The 6,303-nt window shown below is 43.3% G+C and carries 4 protein-coding genes; all 4 read left to right on the top strand.

What is annotated here, in order from left to right; all coding sequences use genetic code 11:
- Positions 1 to 344 precede the first annotated feature (344 nt).
- Positions 345 to 3,335, top strand: coding sequence for a PAS domain S-box protein (locus JUI58_RS01605; RefSeq protein WP_204101995.1), 2,991 nt, complete (start codon positions 345 to 347; stop codon positions 3,333 to 3,335).
- Positions 3,336 to 3,389: 54 nt separating this feature from the next.
- On the top strand, positions 3,390 to 4,427 hold the full coding sequence (locus JUI58_RS01600) for an ABC transporter substrate-binding protein (protein WP_204101994.1): 1,038 nt from the start codon (positions 3,390 to 3,392) through the stop codon (positions 4,425 to 4,427).
- 61 nt (positions 4,428 to 4,488) lie between these two features.
- Complete coding sequence (locus JUI58_RS01595) at positions 4,489 to 5,268, top strand: ABC transporter ATP-binding protein (RefSeq protein WP_204101993.1); 780 nt, start codon at positions 4,489 to 4,491, stop codon at positions 5,266 to 5,268.
- Between the two features lie 52 nt (positions 5,269 to 5,320).
- Positions 5,321 to 6,184: an ABC transporter permease gene (locus JUI58_RS01590; protein ID WP_204101992.1), complete on the top strand. Its 864-nt coding sequence runs from the start codon at positions 5,321 to 5,323 to the stop codon at positions 6,182 to 6,184.
- Positions 6,185 to 6,303: the final 119 nt, after the last annotated feature.

Genomic DNA, 6,303 nt, shown 5'->3' with positions numbered 1-6,303 from the left:
TGGGAATGCGAAGCTAGTTCCCCGCTCTGTCGTTAGCAGTTAAACAATTTTAAGGTCACTGAAATAGTGCTGCTAACCTAACAAGCTAAAATAACATAGCGGTCAGACCCCGGCGAATCGAATTCGCCTAGGGAATGCTGACCAAGAGAGTCGAAGCTAACATTACCCCGAAAGGGAGGCTCGAAAGAGCAAAACATCGTTATGCGTACAGAGTTGTTTAGTTAGATACAGTAATTGTCCTGTTAAAAGTGCAATACAAAAGCACCCTAATTCAACAACTCCAAGGCGATAACGAGGCAAGATAAAGCCGTCCTATAAGGACGGGGTTTCTACTCATTTTTCTGATGAAAAATCGCCAGCGCCTAGGACTACTGATTCTCACCATGACAACCTTTTCCGTCGTTGTCGCGGGGACCGGTATTTATTTTCTCTATCAGACTGCACTACAACAAGAACAAGGGCGATTGGTAGACAAAGCAAAACGCCAAGCGCGTTCCCTGGAAGCGCTTAAGGGGAAGGAGGAGAATGAAGAAGCCCTCGTTAAAACCCTGACAGAGACCCTCAAAGCCTCCCCCGAATCTAGCAAAACTGGAGAAATTCTCCTCGCCAAACGCGACGGCGATCGCATTGTTTTTTTACTCAGCCAGCGCAACAACCAAACCAGCACCCCTACCCCGATCCCCCTGGTACAACAAGATCGGGCGGAACCTACCCATAAAGCTATTCTGGGAGAATCCGGCAGTTTAATTGGTCAAGACTATCGCCAAATCGAGGTGATTGCTGCCTACGAACCCGTTGCAGATAGCGATTTGGGGGTGGTGGTCAAAATTGACCTTGATGAGTTCCGCGCCCCCTTCCTGCAAATTGCCCTGTTGGGAATCGTGGCGGCAATTGTAGCCAGTACCCTCGGCGCGATCGCCTATCTGCGGCTGAGTCGCCCTATGTTGAAGGAATTAGAAGAAAGCGAGCGCAAAAACCGCGCTATTGTAGAAACTGCCGCCGATGGAGTCATTGTCATTGACGATCGCGCCATCGTCGAAACCTTCAACAGCAGCGCCGAAAAATTATTCGGTTATAGTGCAAAACAAGTCCTCGGCCAAAATATCGATAATCTTCTACTTTCTTTCAAGGAAGGAGAAGTAGAAGCCGCCCTCTTCGGTACAAATGCCCTAAAACCCACTCCTCCCCAGAATTCCCCTGAAAGTAATATCCAAGAAATCGAAGTTACCCCCAATACTTCCCCCCCCACTCCCCCACTCCCCATGTCCGCCAAACGGGAGTTAATGGGACAGCGCCAAGATGGGACAATTTTTCCCATTGAAATTGCTGCTTCTCGCCTCACCAAAGGCAAATTCAAGCGCTATACCCTCATCGTTCGCGATATTAGCGAACGCAAACAAGCAGAAGATGCGTTAAAACGTCTCAATGAAGAATTAGAATTGCGAGTAGAAGAACGCACGACTCAGTTAATGAGTTTGAATGAGGAACTTCTCCATGAAATGGCGGAACGGAATCATGCAGAAGAGTCGATGCAAGAATTAGATAAGCGCTTCCGCACTCTTTTCGATCGCTCTGGGGTGGGTATTATTCAAACTAACAAGTCTGGACAATTCTTAAAAGTGAATCCTAAATTTAGCCAATTATTGGGTTATAGCGAAGGGGAATTACAGGAGAAAACGTTCCAAGAGTTGACCCATGCAGAGGATTTAGGCAATGCGATCGCCCAATTTCGCCAACTGGTGGAAGGAGATTTATCTCATATCTCCGTAGAACAGCGCTATCTCAATAAAGAAGGGGCAGAAATTTGGGTGAATCTAAGCGGCTCCGTGGTTCGCAACCCGATGGGAGATGTAGAATATTTCCTCGGAGTCGTGGAAGATGTCGGCGATCGCGTCGCGGCGAAATCTGCTCTCATGGCGACGGAATCGACCCTGAATAGCTTCTACAACAGTACCTCGATGATGATGGGCATTATCGAGCTTATTGACAACGATATGCGCCATATTTCCGATAATGCAGTAACGACGGAATTTTTCCGCCTTTCTCCCATCACCATGCACAACCAATTGGCGAGTGATATGGGAGTACCTGAAGATATTCGCCGCTACTGGATCGATCATTGCAATGAAAGTCGCCAAATAGGTAAGCCGATCCAGTTTGAATATGCTTACGAAATGGATGTAGATGACGGGGAAACGGACATTCGCTGGTTGTCGGCTACGGTTTGTCCAATTCCAGGACAACAGCGCTTTTCCTATATGGTAGAGGATGTAACGGAACGACGACAGCAGGCTGAAGCCCTACGCCGCACCAATGAAGAATTGGAAGATTCTACCCTGGAACTGGATGCCCGTCGCCAAGGCATGGAAAGATTGGGGGAACTGGCGGATTTTCTGCAAGCCAGCCTAACCACGGAAGAGGCTTACAATGTCATTGCAGAACTGATGGCTCCTTTATTCCCCACTTGTTCCGGTGGCGTTTTTGTCTTGAATGAGGGGGGAAATTTGGTAGAGGCGATCGCCTCTTGGGGAACTCACTTCAATAGCGAAACAATATTTTCTCCCGAGGACAGTTGGGCATTGCGACGAGGAAAAGTTCACTGGGTAGATGAGTCCCATCCTCGCCTTCTCAGCAAGCACGTTCATAGCGATCCTATGCCAGCAGAGACGTTGAGTGTTCCTCTCATTGCTCAAGGGCAAACTTTAGGGTTACTTTATCTTACCTCTCCAGAGCGGGGCATTCTCTCCCCTGGACGGCAACAATTCGCGCAAACTGTGGCGGAACAATTGGGAGTTTCTTTGTTGAATATTAAGCTGCGATCAAATTTGCAGATCGATAGCGTTCGAGATGCGTTGACAGGACTACACAATCGTCGTTATTTGGAGGAGGCACTAGAACGAGAAGTTTACAGTGCGGCGCGACAAAATCGGGCGATCGGGGTCATTCTTCTCGATATCGACCATTTTCGCAATTTTAACAATACTTTTGGCCACGAAGCAGGAGATCTGGTCTTGAAAACTTTGGGAGGCTTCCTGCGACGCAGCTTACAAAAAGCCGATCTAGCTGCACGATATGGCGGAGAAGAATTAATGTTAGTTTTGCCAGATAGTTCTTGGGAGGAAACTAAAGTGCGGGCGGAACAATTGCGAGAAGGAGTGAAGCATCTCAATTTTGAATACTCCAATCAGCAATGCGATCGCATTTCCGTTTCTATCGGTATGGCAATTTTCCCGCAAAATGGCATGACTCGCGAGGCCTTACTGCATAGTGCAGAGATGGCGCTAAGTCGCGCTAAAGTGGAGGGGCGCGATCGCGTTTGCACTCCAGAAGGATAAAATGCGATCGGGTGCGATTGTTAAGTTCAAGAGATTACGTTAAATGCCCCCTAAATGAAAGAAATTAACTGGAAGCGCCGTCAATTCATTCGTTATAGTTCTCTTGCATTAACTGGGACAATGCTTGCTGCTTGTGGCGATCGCGCCCCCGAGTCATCGCCAAAAAAGGAAGGGAAACCAGTCCTTGATAAAATTGTCTATGGTACAAATTGGTACGCTCAAGCGGAACATGGGGGATTTTATCAAGCGATCGCCACGGGTATTTATGAAGAATATGGCTTAGATGTGACGATTAAAATGGGAGGCGCTCAAGTTAATGGTATACAACTTTTAATGTCTGGCGCGATCGACTTTTTTATGGGAGGAGGTTTAGGGACGCTTAAAGGGGCTGAAGAGGGCATTCCTGTTGTTACCGTTGCTGCTATTTTTCAGAAAGATCCCCAAGTGTTGATTTCTCACCCCGATATAGGCATTAAAACATTAGGAGATTTAAAGGGTAAACCGATTTATGTTTCATCGGGTGCAAATATAACTTATTGGCCATTTCTCAAGGCAAAATATGGTTTTACTGATGATCAAAAGCGTCCTTATAACTTTACTATCGGACCTTTTTTACTCGATAAAAATTCCTCTCAACAAGGTTATTTAACTTCGGAACCATTAAAGATTGAACGAGAAGGTAAATTTAAACCCCTTGTTTTTCTTCTTGCGGATTATGGTTATACACCTTATGCGACGACGATTGAAACTCGTCGAGAAATGATTGAAAATAATCCTGATTTAGTACAGCGATTTGTGGATGCTTCGATAAAAGGATGGTACAGTTATCTCGATAATCCAGAACCAGGAAATCAACTGATTAAGAAAGATAATCCAGAAATGACCGATGAATTAATTGCCTATAGTCTTGAAAAAATTAAAGAATATGACATTATTTTGTCTGAAGAAACCAAAGAAAAAGGAATCGGTTTAATGACCGAAGAACGCTGGAAAACATTTTTTGATACAATGGTAGAGGCTGGCATATCTAAACCAGATACCGATTATCAAAAAGCCTTTACTTTAGATTTTGTGGGCAAAGTATTAGAATAAAATTAGAGTAAAATTAGAGCAAAATACGTTGATAGCTACTCGCCGATAATTGATAAATAATATGGAAACATTTACTGTATTAACCCTCGATCGCATTACCAAGACTTATCCTAATAATACTGTTGCTGTCCAAGATTTAAACTTACAAGTTTGTGCGGGAGATTTTGTGAGTTTAGTTGGGGCTTCGGGTTGTGGAAAAAGTACCGTATTGCAACTAATTTCAGGCTTAGAACCAACAAGTTCTGGTAATATGTTATGGGGTGAGAAATATAGCAATATGGACTCAAATAAATTGCGCGATCGCGATCTAGCATTCGTTTTTCAAGAAGCATCCCTCATGCCTTGGGCAACAGTAAGAGATAATATATACTTGCCATTAAAATTAGCGAGAATTCCTAGCAATAGAAGCAATATTTTAGTTCGAGAAGCGATCGATCTCGTCGGTTTAACAGAGTTTGAAAAATGCTATCCTCGCGAACTTTCTGGAGGCATGAAAATGCGCGTTTCTATTGCCAGAGCTTTAGTTACACAACCGCAAATCTTGCTGCTGGATGAACCTTTTGGGGCATTAGATGAACTAACCAGAGAAAAGTTAAATAGCGAACTTTTAACACTTTGGCAAGAAAAAAATTGGACGGTTATTTTTGTCACCCATAATATTTACGAAGCAGTGTATTTATCTAATCGAGTTTTGGTGATGTCATCTCATCCCGGTCATATTTTTGCTGAAATTCCCATTTCTGCACCTTATCCTCGCAGTGAAGATTTTCGGACTTCGACGATCTGTAATGAATATTGTCGGCAAGTTTCTCTTAAATTACGAGAAGCAATGCAATCTTGAATAATTATTTCTAATTATTTCTTTGTTTGACTCAGTTCTTTTGATAATTGCTATGAAAACATCTCCTCAATCTATAACAAAACCAGAAGTATTAACAAATTCTGTTTCGTCGCGTTTCTCCGGCGATCGCCTTTTTCAAAAAATTCTTTCTCCCGATATTATTGCCCCTATTATTGTCGGTATTTTGGCAATATTGGGTTGGGAAGGATTTGTGAGAATTATGGAGTTACCTACTTATTTATTGCCAGGTCCTTTTTTAGTCCTGCAAACTTTAATTCAAGATTGGCCAACTCTTTTTCCGGCTCTTTTAATCACTTTACAAATTACAATTTTTGCTTTTTTAGCTGCAACAGGATCGGGGCTTTTTATTGCTATTTTATTTGCCCAGAGTAAGTGGATCGAACGTAGTTTTTTCCCCTATGCTGTCATTTTACAAACCACTCCTATTGTGGCGATCGCGCCTCTCATCATTATGTGGTCGGGGAACAATACTTTTGCGGCTTTAGTAATTTGTGCGTGGATTGTAGCATTTTTCCCCATTGTTTCTAATACAACTCTCGGTTTAAATAGCGTCGATCGCAATTTACAAAATGTCTTTAAACTCTACAAAGCCTCGCGCTGGCAAACGTTAATTTATTTGCGCTTACCGAGTGCATTACCCTACTTCTTAGGAGGATTACGAATTAGTGGTGGTTTATCGTTAATTGGGGCAGTTGTAGCGGAATTTGTGGCTGGGACGGGGGGATCGCGATCGGGTATTGCTTATCAGATTCTGATGTCTAGTTACAATCTCCAAATCCCGCGAATGTTTGCCGCATTATTAATGACAACGGTGTTAGGTGTTCTGATTTTTGTTGCTCTTACCTTTCTATCTGAATATTTATTAAGAAACTGGCATGAAAGTGCAATAAAATGATAAAATTATAAAATATCAAATTCGCATGAATACTATCATTAAAAATCTAGGGAGCGAGACGCTCCCACTACGATAATATTCAATAATTACAGTAGTGCGGGCATCTTGCCCGCTTGTTA

Origin of the sequence: Spirulina sp. CCY15215 (assembly GCF_016888125.1) — a bacterium.
GTDB lineage: Bacteria > Cyanobacteriota > Cyanobacteriia > Cyanobacteriales > Spirulinaceae > CCY15215.
This window is presented reverse-complemented; position numbering and strand designations above follow the sequence as displayed.

Coding starts and splice junctions, on each gene's coding strand:
- JUI58_RS01595 (WP_204101993.1), top strand. CDS start 4,489: ATGGAAACATTTACTGTATTAACCCTCGATCGCATTACCAAGACTTAT.
- JUI58_RS01590 (WP_204101992.1), top strand. CDS start 5,321: ATGAAAACATCTCCTCAATCTATAACAAAACCAGAAGTATTAACAAAT.
- JUI58_RS01600 (WP_204101994.1), top strand. CDS start 3,390: ATGAAAGAAATTAACTGGAAGCGCCGTCAATTCATTCGTTATAGTTCT.
- JUI58_RS01605 (WP_204101995.1), top strand. CDS start 345: ATGAAAAATCGCCAGCGCCTAGGACTACTGATTCTCACCATGACAACC.